The sequence below is a fragment of the Rhodococcus sp. H36-A4 genome (genome assembly GCF_027158005.1).
Classification (GTDB): Bacteria; Actinomycetota; Actinomycetes; order Mycobacteriales; family Mycobacteriaceae; genus Rhodococcoides.
Map to the genome: position 1 here is coordinate 168,783 of NZ_JAPVLQ010000005.1, position 15,134 is coordinate 183,916.

The 15,134-nt window shown below is 63.6% G+C and carries 17 protein-coding genes; 14 read left to right on the top strand and 3 right to left on the bottom strand.

All coding sequences use genetic code 11. The features are described 5' to 3' along the window. Positions 1 to 72 precede the first annotated feature (72 nt). From O1W68_RS15145 to O1W68_RS15200, 12 genes are all read left to right on the top strand, one after another. Positions 73 to 1,341, top strand: coding sequence for an adenosylmethionine--8-amino-7-oxononanoate transaminase (locus tag O1W68_RS15145; protein ID WP_269305368.1), 1,269 nt, complete (start codon positions 73 to 75; stop codon positions 1,339 to 1,341). 13 nt (positions 1,342 to 1,354) lie between these two features. Next, positions 1,355 to 2,497, top strand: a complete 1,143-nt coding sequence (locus O1W68_RS15150) for an 8-amino-7-oxononanoate synthase (protein WP_269304851.1) — start codon at positions 1,355 to 1,357, stop codon at positions 2,495 to 2,497. Next, entirely contained in the window at positions 2,494 to 3,174 is a 681-nt protein-coding gene (gene bioD, locus O1W68_RS15155) for a dethiobiotin synthase (RefSeq protein WP_269304853.1), read from the top strand. Before O1W68_RS15150 ends, bioD begins: the two co-directional genes overlap by 4 nt. A 157-nt stretch (positions 3,175 to 3,331) precedes the next feature. Further along, on the top strand, positions 3,332 to 3,976 hold the full coding sequence (locus O1W68_RS15160; protein ID WP_269304855.1) for a hypothetical protein: 645 nt from the start codon (positions 3,332 to 3,334) through the stop codon (positions 3,974 to 3,976). A 148-nt stretch (positions 3,977 to 4,124) separates the two neighbouring features. Beyond that, positions 4,125 to 4,826 (top strand): alpha/beta fold hydrolase, encoded by a 702-nt coding sequence (locus tag O1W68_RS15165; RefSeq protein ID WP_269304857.1) that lies wholly within the window; start codon positions 4,125 to 4,127, stop codon positions 4,824 to 4,826. A gap of 52 nt (positions 4,827 to 4,878) precedes the next feature. Next, positions 4,879 to 6,204 carry a glutamate-1-semialdehyde 2,1-aminomutase gene (gene hemL, locus O1W68_RS15170; RefSeq protein ID WP_269304859.1) on the top strand — a complete coding sequence of 442 codons (1,326 nt, stop codon included), beginning with the start codon at positions 4,879 to 4,881 and terminating at the stop codon, positions 6,202 to 6,204. After that, on the top strand, positions 6,201 to 6,875 hold the full coding sequence (locus O1W68_RS15175) for a histidine phosphatase family protein (RefSeq protein ID WP_269304861.1): 675 nt from the start codon (positions 6,201 to 6,203) through the stop codon (positions 6,873 to 6,875). The genes hemL and O1W68_RS15175 overlap by 4 nt, the downstream gene beginning before the upstream one ends. Then, positions 6,868 to 7,470, top strand: coding sequence for a TlpA disulfide reductase family protein (locus O1W68_RS15180; protein WP_269304863.1), 603 nt, complete (start codon positions 6,868 to 6,870; stop codon positions 7,468 to 7,470). Before O1W68_RS15175 ends, O1W68_RS15180 begins: the two co-directional genes overlap by 8 nt. Next, positions 7,467 to 8,288, top strand: a complete 822-nt coding sequence (locus tag O1W68_RS15185) for a cytochrome c biogenesis CcdA family protein (protein WP_084346184.1) — start codon at positions 7,467 to 7,469, stop codon at positions 8,286 to 8,288. The genes O1W68_RS15180 and O1W68_RS15185 overlap by 4 nt, the downstream gene beginning before the upstream one ends. Then, the gene (gene resB / locus O1W68_RS15190; protein WP_269304867.1) at positions 8,285 to 9,928 is read left to right on the top strand and encodes a cytochrome c biogenesis protein ResB; all 1,644 of its coding nucleotides are present in this window, start codon (positions 8,285 to 8,287) and stop codon (positions 9,926 to 9,928) included. The genes O1W68_RS15185 and resB overlap by 4 nt, the downstream gene beginning before the upstream one ends. Before the next feature lie 3 nt (positions 9,929 to 9,931). After that, the gene (ccsB, locus tag O1W68_RS15195) at positions 9,932 to 10,900 is read left to right on the top strand and encodes a c-type cytochrome biogenesis protein CcsB (RefSeq protein WP_269304869.1); all 969 of its coding nucleotides are present in this window, start codon (positions 9,932 to 9,934) and stop codon (positions 10,898 to 10,900) included. A gap of 91 nt (positions 10,901 to 10,991) precedes the next feature. Continuing rightward, complete coding sequence (locus tag O1W68_RS15200; protein ID WP_269304870.1) at positions 10,992 to 12,368, top strand: nucleotide-binding protein; 1,377 nt, start codon at positions 10,992 to 10,994, stop codon at positions 12,366 to 12,368. A 49-nt stretch (positions 12,369 to 12,417) separates the two neighbouring features. On the opposite strand, the gene O1W68_RS15205 is transcribed toward O1W68_RS15200, so the two are convergent. After that, a complete protein-coding gene (locus O1W68_RS15205) occupies positions 12,418 to 12,618 on the bottom strand; it encodes a hypothetical protein (RefSeq protein WP_269304872.1) in 201 nt (66 codons plus the stop codon). A 100-nt stretch (positions 12,619 to 12,718) separates the two neighbouring features. Next, positions 12,719 to 12,931, bottom strand: a complete 213-nt coding sequence (locus tag O1W68_RS15210; protein ID WP_269304874.1) for a BldC family transcriptional regulator — start codon at positions 12,929 to 12,931, stop codon at positions 12,719 to 12,721. A 318-nt stretch (positions 12,932 to 13,249) separates the two neighbouring features. Here O1W68_RS15210 and O1W68_RS15215 point away from each other — a divergent pair, with 318 nt between their 5' ends. Together O1W68_RS15215 and O1W68_RS15220 are read left to right on the top strand one after the other, a co-directional pair. Next, positions 13,250 to 13,570 (top strand): DUF4229 domain-containing protein, encoded by a 321-nt coding sequence (locus O1W68_RS15215; protein WP_269304876.1) that lies wholly within the window; start codon positions 13,250 to 13,252, stop codon positions 13,568 to 13,570. Continuing rightward, a complete protein-coding gene (locus tag O1W68_RS15220) occupies positions 13,570 to 14,658 on the top strand; it encodes a PLP-dependent cysteine synthase family protein (protein WP_269304878.1) in 1,089 nt (362 codons plus the stop codon). Before O1W68_RS15215 ends, O1W68_RS15220 begins: the two co-directional genes overlap by 1 nt. Before the next feature lie 118 nt (positions 14,659 to 14,776). Here O1W68_RS15220 and O1W68_RS15225 read toward each other — a convergent pair whose 3' ends face one another. Continuing rightward, a complete protein-coding gene (locus O1W68_RS15225) occupies positions 14,777 to 15,094 on the bottom strand; it encodes a hypothetical protein (protein WP_442972378.1) in 318 nt (105 codons plus the stop codon). Between the last annotated feature and the right edge of the window lie 40 nt (positions 15,095 to 15,134).

The following is a 15,134-nucleotide window of genomic DNA, read 5'->3' on the forward strand; positions in this document are numbered from 1 at the left end:
TCAGGAAGGCCACAGATAATTTCGGCCGCACCGCAGGACCTCCCGCACCTATCGGTCCTTTAGGGTCGGCGCATCGATACCTCACAGATTCTGCGAACCGATGCCGCGCACGTCTGGCACCCGTACGGCGGCTTTCCCGCCTCGACCGCACCACTCGTCGTGGAGAGTGCAGCCGGCGTCCGGTTGCGACTGAGCGACGGCCGCGAGCTGGTCGACGGCATGAGCTCGTGGTGGGCGGCCGTGCACGGATATCGCCATCCGGTGCTGGACGCGGCGGTGCGGGACCAGCTGGGCAAGATGAGTCACGTCATGTTCGGTGGACTTACCCACGAACCGGCCGCTCGGCTCGCGGAACTTCTGGTGTCGATCACCCCGGATGGCCTCGACAAGGTGTTCTTCGCCGATTCCGGGTCGGTCTCGGTCGAGGTCGCGGTCAAGATGTGTATTCAGTTCTGGCGCAGTCGCGGTCTGCCACGCAAGAGCCGATTGTTGACCTGGCGCGGCGGCTATCACGGGGACACTTTCGCGCCGATGAGCATTTGCGATCCCGACGGCGGGATGCACACGCTGTGGACCGACGTGCTCAATGCCCAGATCTTCGCTCCCGTACCGCCGAGCGAATTCGATCCTGACTACGTCGAACTGTTCGAGAAGATTCTCGCGAGCAACGCAGACGAGATCGCAGCGATCGTCGTCGAACCGGTAGTACAGGGTGCAGGCGGGATGAGGTTCCATGATCCGCGCTACCTCGCCGAGTTGCGGCGGATGGCCGACGACCACGATGTTTTGCTGGTGTTCGATGAGATCGCCACTGGTTTCGGTCGAACCGGTGCGCTCTTCGCGGCCGAACATGCAGGTGTTGCCCCGGACGTCATGTGCGTCGGGAAGGCTTTGACCGGCGGGTACATGACTCTGGCAGCCACCCTGTGTACTTCGGAGGTCGCGGAGGTCATCAGTGCAGGCGAGGCCGGTGGCTTGATGCACGGCCCGACGTTCATGGCGAATCCGTTGGCGTGTGCGGTCGCGGTTGCAGCCGTCGAACTACTACTCACCAGAGACTGGCGTTCGGAGGTTGCTGCACTCGAATCTGGTCTGCGCTCGGGTTTGGCGCCGGCGCAGGCACTGCCCGGAGTTGCCGACGTCCGAGTGCGAGGCGGGATCGGGGTGATCGAGATGAGAGAACCCGTCGACATGCAGCGAGCGACGGATATAGCTGTGGCTCATGGTGTTTGGCTTCGCCCATTCGGTAGGCTGGTCTATGCCATGCCGCCGTACGTGTGCGAGAAGCAGGACGTCGAGCGCATTGCGACGGCAATGGTGGCTATCGCCTCAGCAACTTGAACACTGTTCAAGTATGGTCTCTCGGGTGAGGACACTCGACTGGCTGACCGAAGCAGCGAACACCCGTCGAACGCTCGGGTTACATCGGACGCCCATCGCGCGCCGTCAGGACGACTCGGTCATCGATCTCGCGTCGAACGACTACCTCGGCCTGGTCCGACACCCCGAAGTTGTCGACGCATCCTGCGCTGCCGTGCGTGACTGGGGAACCGGCTCGACCGGATCGAGACTTGTCACCGGCACGACGACGCTGCACTGTGAGCTCGAATCCGAACTCGCAGCCTTCGTCGGCGCGCAATCGGGGCTGGTGTTCTCCTCGGGATACACCGCGAATCTCGCTGTGGTGTCGGCACTTTCGGGGCGTGGCGCACTCGTGATGTCCGACTCGGCCTCCCACGCTTCACTCGTCGATGCCTGCAGGCTCTCGCGCGCTCGAATCGAGGTATTCGACCGAGCCGACCTCAGCGCAGTCGAGCGGACGCTGCAGACCAGGCAGGAAGAGCGAGCGCTCCTCGTCACCGACTCGGTCTTCAGCGCCGACGGCGACCTCGCGCCGCTGACCGAACTACATGCACTGTGCCGCAAGTACTCCGCTCTGATGATCGTCGACGAAGCACACGGCCTCGGTGTCCGGGGAGACGGCGGACGTGGGCTGGTGCACGAACTCGGTCTTCACGGCAGGCCGGATTTGGTCATCACGGCCACGCTGTCCAAGGCGCTCGCCTCCCAGGGCGGGGTGGTTCTGGGCCCGCCCGCAGTGCGGGAGCACCTCATCGACGTCGCCAGGCCGTTCATCTTCGACACTGCACTCGCACCGGCGGCCGTCGCGGCATCTCGAGCCGCTCTCGCTGTGCTACTCCGCGAACCTATGCGCGCAGTCGCAGTGCGTGAGCGGGCGCAGGATTTGGCCGACATCGTAGGAGTGGCGGAACCGGAATCGGCCGTCGTGTCGGTCGTACTCGGGGATGCGATCGAAGCCTATGAGGCCGCGCAGTACGCCCGCAGCCAAGGCGTGCACGTCGGCTGCTTTCGTCCACCGTCGGTCCCCGAGGGCACCTCGCGGTTGCGTCTCACCGCACGGGCCACGCTGACCGAGGACGATCTCACCGTCGTTCGCGAAGTCCTGGGATCCGTGCTGAACCGATCACTACTGTGAGCGTTCTCTTGGTCACCGGAACGTCCACCGACGTCGGCAAAACCATCGTAACCGCGGCACTCGCGGCGACAGTACGAGCGTCGGGACGCTCTGTTGCGGTGTGTAAACCCGCACAGACCGGTGTCGCACCCGGCGCACCCGGCGACCTCGAGGAAATTTCTCGACTCACCGGTGTCGACAATCTATTGGAACTGGCCCGCTACCCCGAACCCCTGGCACCCGACGTCGCGGCTCGTCGCAGCTCGATGCCGCTACTGGGACTCGACGACGTCTGCGGTGCCGTGAGCGCCCTCGACGCCGACGTGGTGCTCGTCGAGGGCGCAGGTGGGCTGCTCGTACGCCTGGGAATCGGCGGATTCACACTTGTCGACGTCGCTCGCAGAGTAGGTGCCCCGGTCCTCGTCGTCTGCGGAGCCGGGTTGGGAACGCTCAATCATTCCGCTCTCACGGTGGCTGCGCTCGAAACAGCCGGTGTGTGGTGCGCGGGCCTGGTGATCGGTTCATGGCCGTGCACGCCCGATGCAGCGGCTGTCACGAACCTCGACGAACTACCCGAGGTGACGTCGACCGCATTGCTGGGCCGCCTACCGGAAGGCGCGGGCAGGCTCAGTGCGCCCGAATTCACCGCAGCAGCGCCGTCATGGTTCGACGGAATCGAAGACATTCTGTTTCGGTGACGAGTGCGACTACTGCGCTGCTGGTGGAAGCCGAGAACAGGGAGAAAAACCGGACTTTTCGTTTATTGCCGTCGTCGTCGGGTACTCAAGGGGCCACACCTACAGTTGGGGGCTAGAAATGAACACTGCAGTATGGATAGTGATTGCCGTCGTAGTAGTGCTGCTCATCGTCGCGATTGTTTTGGCGCTCGCCCGGAAGCAAAAATCCGGCCGACGCGTGGAAGCCGAGCGTATTCGTGAGAAGGCCGCCGAAAAGTCCGTACAGGTCGAGGAGCGCCAGGCGATTGCCGACGAGAGCGCCGCGAAAGCCCGCCGCTCGCAGGCCGATGCCGAGGCCAAGGCGGCCGAAGCTCGCCGTCTGTCGTTGCAGGCCGAAACCCACCTGGGTGATGCTGCAAGCTCCCGCGACGAACTGGATGCAGAGTACGCCCGCGCCAATAAGATCGATCCGGATGTGAACACCAAGACCGGCACCAACAAGTCGGGCAGTGTCGACAAGGCGTCCGCCGAGAAGATGGTCGCACCGAACGCCACTCATGCCGGACAGCATGACGCCGGCCATCACGGAACCGGTCGCCATGAGGGTGCAGTTCATGACGGCACGGCTCGTGAGAGCACAGTTGGCGACGGGGGAGTCCGCGACGGCAACGTGCGCCCGGACCGCGCAGCAGGCAACGAAGACAGTGTTGTTCGTGGTGACAGCGCTGTTCGTGATGACAAGGTCGTTCGCGGTGAAGAGGTTGTTCGTGGTGACGAGCACCTGCCGAACGACCCGCGTGGTGGCGAGCACCGCGCACCGTAGAACTCAGCTGTAGCTCTCCACTGCCCGTCCGCCGAAGCTTCTTCTCCCCGACCGGGAGCGGAACTTCGGCGGGCGGGTTTTGTCGTTGCTACACAGCGCGTAGCGCGGTCAGCCGCTAGAATATCTCCGCAAACGGCAGGAGAAGTCGATGCACGATTTCGTCTTGATTCCAGGTGCGGGCGGCGACGGTTGGTACTGGCATCTAGTGGAAGCGGAGTTGGTACGACGAGGCTACGACGTCGTCGCGGTGACCCTTCCGGCCGGCGACCCGGACGCAGGCCTGCTCGAGTACACCGACACAGTCCTTACCGCGATGGGTGGCGTAGGTACCGACGTTCTCGTTGCGCAATCGCTCGGTGGCTTCACCGCACCCCTCGTCGCGGGAAGAACAGAAGTCTCGATGATCGTCCTGCTCAATGCGATGACGCCGAAGTCCGGTGAGTCACCGGGTCAGTGGTGGGAGTCGACGGGGTCGCAGCAAGCGCGTGCCGAACAGGCGCAGCGCGAGGGCCGCTCGTTCGACACCGAGGATCTGGTTGCCGACGTCTTCTTTCACGACGTTCCACCTGAGGTCACTGCCGAGGCCATGCGGCGTGGTGCTCCCGAACAATCCGACGGCCCGTTCGTCCTTCCATACCCGACGACGCAGTGGCCCGATGTCCCGACGCGTTTCCTGCAAGGTGCGGAGGACCGTTTCTTTCCGATCGAGTTCCAGCGAAGAGTTGTCACCGAACGGCTCGGAATAGAACTCGACGACATGCCCGGTGGGCACTTGGCCGCACTGTCGCAGCCCATTCTGCTCGCCGACAGACTCCAAGCGTATCGAGCCGAACTCGGTGGCGATCGGTGAATTATTACGCCCTGTAGTTGGCGAAACGGGTAAACCTGGGACACTGGAGTTCGTGACTGTTCCGACCGGCGACGATGCCCCTGTTTCGGCCCGACTTTTCGAGCGCGCGAGCGCAGTGATTCCTGGTGGAGTGAACTCCCCGGTTCGCGCCTTCCAATCGGTAGGTGGAACCCCGCGGTTCATCGCCGAGGCCAGCGGATACACGATGATCGACGCCGACGGTAAGTCCTATGTCGACCTGATCTCCTCGTGGGGCCCGATGATCCACGGACACGCCCATCCGGTCGTGGTCGAAGCGGTCCAGAAGGCAGCAGCGACGGGCCTGTCGTTCGGTGCGCCGACCGAGCGGGAAATAGAACTCGCGGAGGAAATCATCGGCCGGGTAGGCCCCGTGGAGCAGGTTCGGCTTGTGAATTCCGGCACAGAGGCCACGATGAGCGCGGTCCGCCTCGCGCGCGGTTTCACCGGGCGCACCAAGATCCTCAAGTTCTCCGGCTGCTACCACGGCCATGTCGATGCGCTGCTCGCCGATGCAGGCTCGGGTCTCGCGACACTCGGGCTGCCGACATCGCCAGGAGTGACGGGTGCACAGGCCGGCGACACGATCGTGGTTCCGTACAACGACCTCGCCGCCGTCGAGGCCGCGTTCGCGGAGAATCCAGGCGAGTTCGCCTGCATCATCACCGAGGCGGCCGCAGGCAACATGGGCGCAGTCCCGCCGGTCACCGGCTTCAACGAGGGCCTGCGTCGTATTGCCACCGACAACGGTGCGCTGCTGATAATGGACGAAGTGATGACGGGATTCCGCGTCAGCGCCGCCGGTTGGTTCGGCATCGACGGCGTCGCAGGCGATCTCTACACCTTCGGCAAGGTCATGAGCGGCGGGCTCCCCGCAGCTGCGTTCGGTGGTCGCGCCGACATCATGGCCTACCTCGCCCCAGCCGGCCCGGTCTACCAAGCGGGCACATTGTCCGGTAACCCGGTTGCCGTCGCAGCCGGACTGGCCAGCCTGCGACTGGCCGACGCAGCGGTCTACGAGAAGCTCGAGAACAACTCCAAGCAGCTCGGTGGACTCCTCGGCGATGCCCTCAGTGCGGCAGGCGTTCGTCATCATGTGCAGTTCGCGGGCACTATGGTGAGCGTGTTCTTCTCCGACGGACCGGTCACCGACTATGCAGGTGCCAAAGCAGCCGAGACCTGGCGTTACCCGGCCTTCTTCCACGGCCTGCTTTCCCGCGGCGTCTATCCGCCGCCGAGCGCATTCGAAGCCTGGTTCGTCTCCGCAGCCCTCGACGACAACGCCTTTTCGATCATCGCCGACGCACTACCCGCCGCCGCTCGTGCAGCAGCCCAAGCAGAAGCTGGAACCTCCAAGTGACCGACGCGCCCACCACGAACGACGCCACGCATCCGCACCAGGCCAGCAGGACCATCGTCCATGTCCTGCGTCATGGTGAAGTGCACAATCCGAAGGGCATTCTGTACGGACGCCTCCCCGGATTCCGGCTGTCGGTCACGGGCCAGGCCCAAGCCACTGCCGTCGCCAATGCTCTTGCCGGACACGACATAGCGCTCGTCGTCGCATCGCCGCTCCGACGCGCACAGGAAACTGCGACACCGATCGCGGCGGCGCACGGCCTCACGGTGGGGGAGGACGAGAACCTCATCGAAGCGGGAAACGACTTCGAGGGACTTCGCGTCGCAGTCGGTGACGGCGCCCTGAGCCGTCCCCGCCACTGGTGGAAGCTACGTAACCCATTCACCCCGTCGTGGGGGGAGCCGTACCTACAGATAGCGCACCGCATGCTCGCCGCCGTCGGAGCCGCCCGTGTGGCCGCCGTGGGCCACGAAGCCGTCGTCGTCAGCCATCAGTTGCCGGTGTGGACACTGCGGCGATTCCTGCAGGGCGAACGCCTCTGGCACGATCCGCGGCACCGTCAGTGCGGCCTCGCCTCGCTCACCTCTCTCGTCTACGAGGGCGACACCCTCGTGGACATCGTCTACTCCGAGCCCGGCGGTGCCAGCGATCCCAGGATCACCGGTGCGTAGATTTCTCACTGCCGCATCTGCCGGCATCTCCGTGGTGGCACTGCTCGGCGCCTGCGCTACCGGCACCGACGCGGTCGCCACCGGCGGTACCTTCGACTTCGTCTCGCCCGGTGGCCAGACCGAGATCTTCTACGATCCGCCGTCCGAGCGCGGAACGGTCGGAACGTTGTCCGGGCCCGACCTGATGACCGAAGGCGACACGACGTCGTTGTCCGATTACGAAGGTAAGGCCGTCGTGATCAATGTCTGGGGGCAGTGGTGCGGCCCGTGTCGTGGTGAGGCCGACGACCTCGAAGAGGTCTACGAGAACACCAAGGATCTCGGCGTCCAGTTCCTCGGTATCAACGTCCGCGACAATGCCCAGGACAAGGCACAGGACTTCGTCATCGACAACAACGTGACCTACCCGTCGATCTACGACCCCCCGATGCGCACCCTCACCGCTCTCGGCGGCATACCGACTTCGGTGGTTCCCACCACGATCGTGCTCGACAAGAAGCACCGCGTCGCAGCAGTCTTCCTACGTGAACTGCTCGCCGAGGACCTGCAACCCGTCGTCGAACGGGTCGCGGGTGAGGGGCCCGAGCAACAGTGAGTAACACGGTCCACTTGGCGGGCATCGGTGAGACGTTTCAGACGACGGCGTCGACGGGTCCACTCGTCCTCGCTTTCGGTGTGTGCGTCCTCGCCGGTCTCGTTTCGTTCGCGTCGCCGTGTGTGGTTCCACTAGTGCCCGGATATCTGTCGTATCTCGCCGGGGTCGTCGGGGCCGACGCTCCGGCCGTGACCGCGACGGAAGCTGCGACGACGAAGGTGCGGACTCGGACTCGAATGCGAGTCGCAGGTGCGGCAGGGCTGTTCGTCCTCGGCTTCACCGTGGTGTTCGTGTTGGCGACGGCCACGGTCTTCGGTGCTATCTCGGTACTGGCAGTCAATCGGGAACTGCTGATGCGAATAGGTGGAGTCGTCACCATCGCAATGGGGTTGGTGTTCGTCGGACTGGTGCCTGCCCTGCAGCGCGACGTCCGATTCGAGCCGCGCCGAGTCGGCAGTCTCGTCGGCGCACCACTGCTCGGTGGCGTGTTCGCATTGGGATGGACCCCGTGCCTCGGACCGACCCTCGCGGGCGTCATCTCGCTTGCCGCGGGTACCGAAGGGGCGACGGCGGCACGAGGAGTAATACTCATCGTCGCGTACTGCCTCGGACTCGGATTGCCGTTCGTCATTCTCGCCTTTGGATCGGTCAGTGCACTTCGCGGAGTCGGCTGGCTTCGTACCCATTCACGACAGATACAGGTATTCGGCGGAATCATGTTGATAGCAGTAGGAATTGCCCTCGTGACAGGCGCGTGGGACGTGTTCGTCGGTTGGGTCCGTGACGCCTTCGTATCGGACGTGGTGTTGCCGATATGACCGATCTCGACACCCGGCCGGAGCAGGCGCCCCGGCGCCAATCCCCGCCGCGACGCGTCCTCGCAGGCGCCCGCAACACCTGGCGTGGCCTGACGAGCATGCGTACGGCGCTCGTACTGCTCTTTCTGCTGGCCTTCGCTGCGATTCCCGGTGCACTCGTTCCCCAACGCAGCCTCAACGCCGGCAAGGTCGACGAGTACATCGCCGCCCGCCCGACGCTCGGCCCGCTGATGGACAAGCTGGAACTGTTCGACGTCTTCAGCAGCTTCTGGTTCACCGCGATTTACGCGCTGCTGTTCATCTCACTCATCGGCTGTATCCTTCCGCGCTGCGTAGAGCACGGAAAAGCCTTGCGCACCAGGCCTGTTCGGGCCCCCCGAAATCTGTCGCGACTGCCTCACCATCGCCGGTACGTCGCCGACGGTTCACCCGAGGACACCGCAGCAATCGTGCAGGCACAGTTGCGCGGCTGGCGCGTGGAGAAGCGTGAAAGCAACGGGGAGGTGACGCTGTCTGCGGAGAAGGGGTACCTCCGAGAGTTCGGCAACCTCGTTTTCCATATCTCGCTCGTCCTTCTCCTCGCCGCAATCGCGTTGGGCAAGCTGTTCGGATACGAAGGCAACGTCGTGGTCATCGCCAACGACGGGCCCGGGATATGTAGCACCTCACCGGCAATCTACGACAGCTTCCGGGCCGGTTTAGAGGTCGACGGCACCGGACTCGAACCACTGTGCGTCAGGGTCAAGGACTTCAAAGCCGACTATCTGGAGAACGGTCAGGCCGAGCAGTTCACGTCCAACATCGAGTACCAGGCAGGGGACGACCTCGCGAACAATGTCTGGAAGTCCGATGTCCTGCAGGTCAACCATCCGCTACGGGTGGCAGGGGACCGTGTGTACCTGCAAGGCCACGGATACGCACCGACATTCACGGTGACCTTCCCGAACGGCGAAACCCGCACCGAGACCATCCAGTGGCAACCGACCGACGCCACGACCTTCCTCTCCAGCGGCGTGATGCGCATCGACCCACCGGGAGGGCTCTACCCCGACGCAGAGGACCGTCGCAAGAACCAGATCGCAATCGAGGGCCTGTTCGCACCGACCGCGTTCTTCCACGACAAGCTGCTCTCCTCCAGCTTCCCGGCGATGACCGACCCCGCCGTCGCCATCGACATCTACAAGGGTGACACCGGACTCGATACCGGACTTCCGCAGTCACTGTTCACGCTGAACCAGGAGATGATCAACCAAGGCAGGCTCGTCAAGCAGGACCGAATCAACCTGAAGCCAGGTGAGGCGTCGACACTGTCCGACGGCACGACGGTCCGATTCGACGGTGCCGAAGAGTTCGTCAATCTGCAGGTGTCGCACGATCCGGCGCAGACCTGGGTGCTCGTTTTCGCGCTGACGATGATGAGCGGACTGCTGGTCTCGCTGGTGATCAAGAGGCGCCGAGTGTGGGTCCGACTCCTCGCGGATGGTGACCCACGACGTACTGTAGTAGAACTTGGCGGGTTGGCTCGTACCGATCAGGCCGGGTGGGGTGAGGAGTTCGACAACCTCTGCGAGCGTCTGATTGCCGACGTGAACACTGTGGACGCAAACTCTGCGAACACGAAGAACGACCAGGAGAACTGACCGATGCCGATTAACGAGACGCTCTCGCAGTACAGCGACTGGTCTTTCGAGTCCTCATTCACGATCTACGTACTCGCATTCATCCTGCTCATTGCGCAGTACGCCTCGGTGAAGGCCTCGGCCGTCCACTCCAAGGAGCTGGTCGGCTCCGGCGCGCCGATCGCTACGGCCACCGGCCCGGGGCGCATTGCCGACGCGCCGAAGCGTCCGCTGTCCGAGCGTCTTTCCGGTATGGGATATGCGCTCCTGATCCTCGCACTCGTGCTGCATGTGGCTTCGGTCGTCCTACGCGGGTTCGCCACGCACCGGTTCCCGCTCGGCAACATGTACGAGTTCGTCACGATGGCCACGGCCGCTGCGACTCTGACGTCGATCGTGTTGCTGCGTAAGCGTGCGATGCGCCCGATGCTCGTCTTCGTTCTGGCGCCGATCATCATCCTGATGTTCCTTGCTGCCACGAAGCTCTACGCGGACGCAGCACCCGTCGTGCCGGCACTGCGCTCCTACTGGCTGCCGATCCACGTCACCATCGTCAGCGTCGGCAGTGGAATTCTGCTCGTCTCCGGCGTCGCGAGCTTGCTGTTTCTGCTGCGCATCAAGCAGCCCGCCGGCGAGGAGAAGAGCACCGCTCTCGGTAGATTCGCCGCCAAGCTGCCCGACGCTCAATCGCTCGACCGGCTCGCGTACAAGACGACGATCATCGCGTTCCCACTGTTCGGTGCAGGCGTCATCCTCGGTGCGATCTGGGCAGAGGCAGCGTGGGGCCGCTTCTGGGGCTGGGATCCGAAGGAAACGATGTCCTTCATCACCTGGGTCATCTACGCCGCATACCTGCACGCACGGGCAACCTCCGGGTGGCGGAATACACGCGCAGCCTGGATCAACGTCGGTGGTTTCGTCACCATGTTGTTCAACCTCTTCATCATCAACATGGTGGTCTCCGGTTTGCACTCCTATGCCGGTCTGAACTAGCTGGTAACGTCCGCCTGAAATTATTGGCAGGACCGGGGTGGCGTGCTGGGGAGCGCGTCACCCGTCTCGGTAACGGTGGGGGGACAAGTTCATGGCCGATTGGCAGATGAGTTCGTGGCAGGCGGTGCGGCCAGAAGAGCCGGACGAGGACCGGCCTTCGTCGATCACTGCACCTCCAGAAGTTGCGCCTCCAGCGGTCACACCTGCAGCGGTCACACCTGCAGAAGTCACGGCTCCGACAGCCACACCCCCGGGCGCTACGGCCTCGGCCCTCGTGCCGGTGGAGGAGCCGTCCCCTCGGACCGAGCCCGAGGCTGCAGTGGTGCATGACGCCGAGCAGCCTGTCCTCGCAGCACCAGAGGCTCTTGTCGACCCACCTGAGGCACTGGTCGAAACAACGCCCGATCCTGGCTTCCGGTCGACGCCGGTACCGATGCCGGCCGAGGACCAGCATCCGCGGACGGCGCCGCAGGCTTCGCTGCCTCCCCAGGTAATCGCTTCGTCCGCACTCGATTTGACCAATGCATTGCTGGTGAAGCAGGTCAGTCCCGCTCCACTGTCAGGTTGGCGTCGGTGGCTGTATTCCGCGTCGGGCAAGCGGATGAACCTGGGCAACAGTCCGCGTGACGAAAAACAGTTGCGCCTTGTTCGGCAGGTCGACCGCCAACTGGTCGGCTGCTATCGAGTGTCGGTGCTCAGCCTCAAGGGAGGCGTGGGAAAGACCACGACCACGGCGACTCTCGGGTCCATGTTCGCGAGCATCAGAGGCGACCGTGTCATAGCGGTCGACGCCAATCCCGATCGAGGGACCCTGAGTCAGAAAGTGCCCATCGAAACGCCGGCGACAGTGCGAAACATGCTGCGCGACATCGACAGTTTGGATCGCTACAGTGATGTGCGCGGATACACCTCGCAGAACGAGTTCAGGCTCGAGGTGCTCGCCTCGGACTCCGACCCTGCAGTGTCGGAAGCATTCAGCGGCCGCGACTACGATCGCGCCGTAGATCTGCTCGAGAAGTTCTACAGCATCGTCCTGACCGATTGCGGTACCGGTTTGATGCACTCCGCCATGGACAGCATCCTCTCCGGTTCCGATGCACTGGTAGTGGTCAGTTCCAGCTCGGTCGACGGGGCTCGGAGTGCGTCGGCGACCCTCGATTGGCTCGACGCGCACGGACACCGAGATCTCGTTCGATCCTCGGTAGCCGTCGTCAATGCAGTGCGGCCGCGAGCGGGAAAAGTCGATCTTGCGAAGGTTGTAGAGCACTTTGCGCAAAGGTGCAGGCAAGTCGTGCTCGTGCCCTTCGACCCGCACCTCGAGGAGGGAGCGGAGATCGACCTCGGGCGACTCAAACCCAAGACTCGGTTCGCTCTACTGGAATTGGCGGCTGCCGTAGCCGCAGACTTCCCCAGCACTCGACCGGATGCAACGCGCATGCGAGATCGGACAAGAACAGCCCGCTCCTGAGGAGCGGGCTGCAGGCAGAGGCGCGAAGACGGTTCACCCGTCTCGCTGGTTACTCTGGTTGATCTTGTTTTCCCGAATCCTGACCATCGGTGCCCGAGCGTCGAGTATCGCGATTCATCTTCCACAGGAATTCTGGGTCGTCGTCAGGCCCGATCACCTTGCCTACAGGTTCCTGCACCGTCGGGCCGAACGCCTTCCAGAACAGGACGATCACTGCTACCAAACCGATCATCGCCAAAAGATAGATCATGTCGCACCTCCTCATAAGAGGGTAGCCGCGTGGGGATGCCATGTGCACCCCACGCGGCTCGCAGTTTCCTGAGAATCGCCTCTCCAGTGTGAGCGGTGAGCTACCTGTGTCCGGCTTCCGTGGTCAGCGAGGTCAGCAAAGCCATGACCTCGGACTCGCGGAACCGGCGGTGGCCGCCGGGGGTCCGAAGTGATCCGAGCCGTCCTGCGTGCGCCCATCGGGTCACGGTCTTCGGATCGACATGAAAGAGCGCCGCTACCTGCCCCGGTGTGAGCAGTGAATCCTGAGCATTGTGCAGAGTTGGTGCGCTCATCTTCTCGTGTCCTCCTGCGTGCTGTCTCGCGTGTGATCGATCGCTGATGTGTCCGGTACTGCTGGTGTTCCTCACCCTGACGGGGTCCTCGGTGAAGCAAGACCCGCCCCCGTGGGGTGTGAATCCCGAATCGGGATCCGCCCGCGTGGACCTGCGTTCTCGTCCGATCGGTCGAGAACGCGTGGTGTACGAGACCCATGGTTACATCCGGACCCCTAGGTACTCGACTGACCTAAAGTTGGTAAAGGGGAGGTAATTGACAAATCGGATAAGTCAGGCGGCATCGAGACTGGTTGTTCCGAGCGGTAGCCTGGGATCGTGACCGAAAGCAACACGCCCCCCGCGCCCACCGCAACAAAGGGCGAACTGTTCCGTGACATAGCCCTTTACACCGGAGCACGCTTGTTGCTCGTCATCGTCATCGCCGCCGCCATCTTCGGAATCGGCCTCATCTTCGGCGTCGAGGTACCCATACTCGTCGCCGCGGTATTCGGAGTACTGATCGCACTGCCGCTGTCGCTGGTGCTGTTAAAGTCACTCCGCATCCGAGTCAACGTGTCGATCGCCGGAGTGGACGAGGGGCGCAGACAAGCGCGTGCAGATCTGCAATCGAAGCTCCGCGGAGAAGACGGCCGCTGATGACCCGCATAGTCGATCACTCGGCGTCGCGTGAATGGGTCGACAACGCAGTCCGGCTGATCGACGCCGACGCTCAACGCAGCGCCGACACCCATCTCCTGCGCTACCCGTTGCCTGCCGCCTGGAACGTCCAGCTCTACCTCAAAGACGAGTCCACACACATCACCGGAAGCCTCAAGCACCGGCTCGCCCGCTCACTGTTCCTCTACTCCATCTGCAACGGTTGGGTCACCGAGAACACCACCGTCGTCGAAGCATCTTCCGGATCGACAGCAGTCAGTGAGGCCTACTTCGCGCGCCTACTCGGCCTGCGTTTCGTCGCCGTCATGCCGCGCAGCACCAGCCCCGCCAAAGTCGCACTCATCGAAACCCACGGCGGAAAATGTCACTTCGTCGACGACCCAGCCGCGATGTACACCGAAGCGCACCGACTCACCGCCGAACCCGACACGCACTACATGGACCAGTTCACCCACGCCGAACGCGCAACCGACTGGCGCGGAAACAACAACATCGCCGAATCCATCTTCGACCAACTCACCCGCGAAGAGTCACCCATACCGACCTGGGTCGTCGTAGGAGCAGGGACCGGCGGCACCAGCGCCACCATCGGTCGCTACATCCGGTACCGACGCCACGCCACACGATTGGCCGTCGTGGACCCGGAGAACTCCGCCTTCATCGGAGGCTACGAAAGCGGAAAGGCCGACTACGAGACCGACAAACCATCTCGGATCGAAGGGATCGGACGTACACGAATCGAACCATCCTTCGTCGGACAGGTCATCGATCGCATGATCGCAGTACCCGACGCAGCATCCGTCGCCGCCACCAGACACGCATCCACAGTTCTCGGAAAGCGAGTCGGCGGATCGACCGGAACCAACATCTGGGGAGCCTTCGGACTGATCTCCGACATGATCTCCGCCGGCAACCACGGAAGCGTCGTGACACTGCTCTGCGACGGCGGCGAACGCTACGCCGACACCTACTTCGACGACAGCTGGGTCGCCGACCAGGGAATGGACCTCACCGGCCCGACAACGGTCCTGGAAAACTTCCTCAGAACCGGAGAATTCGTATCCTGAACTCCCAGTTCCGCAGGCTCTACTCCCGCATCTCTGGGTCGTTCCGCAGGCTCTACTCCCGCCCATCTGGGTCGTTCCGCAGGCTCTACTCCCGCATCTCTGGGTCGTTCCGCAGGCTCTACTCCCGCATCAACACCACCGAGGCCGCTGCCGTCGCCGCCGCCACCGAGCCCACCGCAGGCCAGGCGCCGATCTTCTTCGACAGAGGGTGCGAGGCCCCGAAACCCACGAGATAGGTCGCCAGGAGCGCGCCGGCAACCTTCGGGCCCGAGGACGCATTCCACGAGACGGTGCACGCGACACCTGCCGCCGCGAGGACAGCACCTCCGAGTTGCCGGTTCTCCGTCTTCCGTGCCACCGCGAAACCGCCGAGGAGTCCACCGGCCGCGAGCGCCGACGTTGCAACCGTGTTCAGGGCCATGCCATTGGAAGTCATACCGCCGACAGTAGTGCCGAGATGCGTTTCACGTCGCCTG

What these genes read in the sequence shown, in the direction of transcription:
- O1W68_RS15150 (WP_269304851.1), top strand. Translation starts at nt 1,355, where the DNA reads ATGGTCTCTCGGGTGAGGACACTCGACTGGCTGACCGAAGCAGCGAAC.
- ccsB (WP_269304869.1), top strand. Translation starts at nt 9,932, where the DNA reads ATGCCGATTAACGAGACGCTCTCGCAGTACAGCGACTGGTCTTTCGAG.
- O1W68_RS15225 (WP_442972378.1), bottom strand. Translation starts at nt 15,094, where the DNA reads ATGACTTCCAATGGCATGGCCCTGAACACGGTTGCAACGTCGGCGCTC.
- resB (WP_269304867.1), top strand. Translation starts at nt 8,285, where the DNA reads ATGACCGATCTCGACACCCGGCCGGAGCAGGCGCCCCGGCGCCAATCC.
- O1W68_RS15220 (WP_269304878.1), top strand. Translation starts at nt 13,570, where the DNA reads ATGACCCGCATAGTCGATCACTCGGCGTCGCGTGAATGGGTCGACAAC.
- O1W68_RS15205 (WP_269304872.1), bottom strand. Translation starts at nt 12,618, where the DNA reads ATGATCTATCTTTTGGCGATGATCGGTTTGGTAGCAGTGATCGTCCTG.
- O1W68_RS15200 (WP_269304870.1), top strand. Translation starts at nt 10,992, where the DNA reads ATGGCCGATTGGCAGATGAGTTCGTGGCAGGCGGTGCGGCCAGAAGAG.
- O1W68_RS15210 (WP_269304874.1), bottom strand. Translation starts at nt 12,931, where the DNA reads ATGAGCGCACCAACTCTGCACAATGCTCAGGATTCACTGCTCACACCG.
- O1W68_RS15165 (WP_269304857.1), top strand. Translation starts at nt 4,125, where the DNA reads ATGCACGATTTCGTCTTGATTCCAGGTGCGGGCGGCGACGGTTGGTAC.